The sequence below is a fragment of the Oleiphilus sp. HI0067 genome (genome assembly GCF_001635735.1).
This window is the reverse complement of sequence record NZ_LWFI01000529.1, coordinates 1-1,070: the sequence shown is the minus strand read 5'-3', so window position 1 is coordinate 1,070 and position 1,070 is coordinate 1. Positions and strand designations below refer to the sequence as shown.

The 1,070-nt window shown below is 42.7% G+C and carries 1 protein-coding gene; it reads left to right on the top strand.

Annotated features, from left to right (window positions below; translation table 11 throughout):
- Window positions 1-1,070, top strand: a 1,070-nt coding sequence (locus tag A3739_RS29495; protein WP_197472112.1) for a hypothetical protein, incomplete at both ends; no start/stop codon positions are given.

Genomic DNA, 1,070 nt, shown 5'->3' with positions numbered 1-1,070 from the left:
CAGAGCGTTGATGTAAAAAAAAACCAGACAGCCCTCATCCAAATAATAGGAAAAGTTAAGGGTGAAATACTAAGCACTGATCAAGCAATCACGATCGGCAGCAAAGGCAATCGTCCGACACCTCTTCCAACACAAGCAAGTGAACTAAAAGTACCGCACCTCATAACAAGTCCGGCTCAACCCATTTCAGAAAAAGAGCTTTCAACTTGGCTAATACAGATTAAAAATCAATTTATTCTCGCAAGTTCAAAGTTAGCGCTTAAGACAGGCATGGTACTTAATCTCACATTAACGGAGGCGGGCACTCCGGTCATCAAAAACCTACCCGCAGAGCAGATAGCTACCCTGCCGTTACAGACAAAGACTTCATTCCCTGAGGCACAACTCTCTCAGTTAAGATCTTCCTTAGCTCGCTTACTTCCACAGCAAGTCAGTCTTAACAGCGGTTTTAAAATCCTTCAACAAACACAAATCTCACCGACTCTGCCAGATAGATTAGAAGGAGCTCAACAAGCATCGTCTTTGATTCTAAGCACACTCAAAGAGCAATTACCTAAGTCCGCCGATCTTACTGCAAAATCTGCAACGACCACATCAACCAGCAATGAGCAAGTCTCATTCACGCCAATTGAGACCATCAAGTCATGGCTAAAACTTAGTGGAATAGAGCTTGAAGCAAAGCTTCTAAATCGAGATAGCAATCAATCAGTAGCCAGTCAGAACACACCCGATCAAGTCAAAACGCTCGATACCCAAGGTATATGGAAAACGCTTGTACTACTCGAAGGGCGCAGCAAATCAGAACAAGATCTATGGCAACGAGCGTCTCAGCGAGCCATCAACATTATTAACCTAAATGGTCCAATGCTTACACCGCCGGAACCACTTCAAACGCGGATTTCAGAATTTATTCAGCAACTACCAACACAGCTGAAATCTCAAACAAGCATGAGCGAAACGGCGCAAAAAATCACAAATTTCGACCAGTTATCAAACTCACTTTTCAATCAAACGAAACAACTATTTGACTTACTATCTAGCAATACAGCAAACACCCTCAATGCAAATAA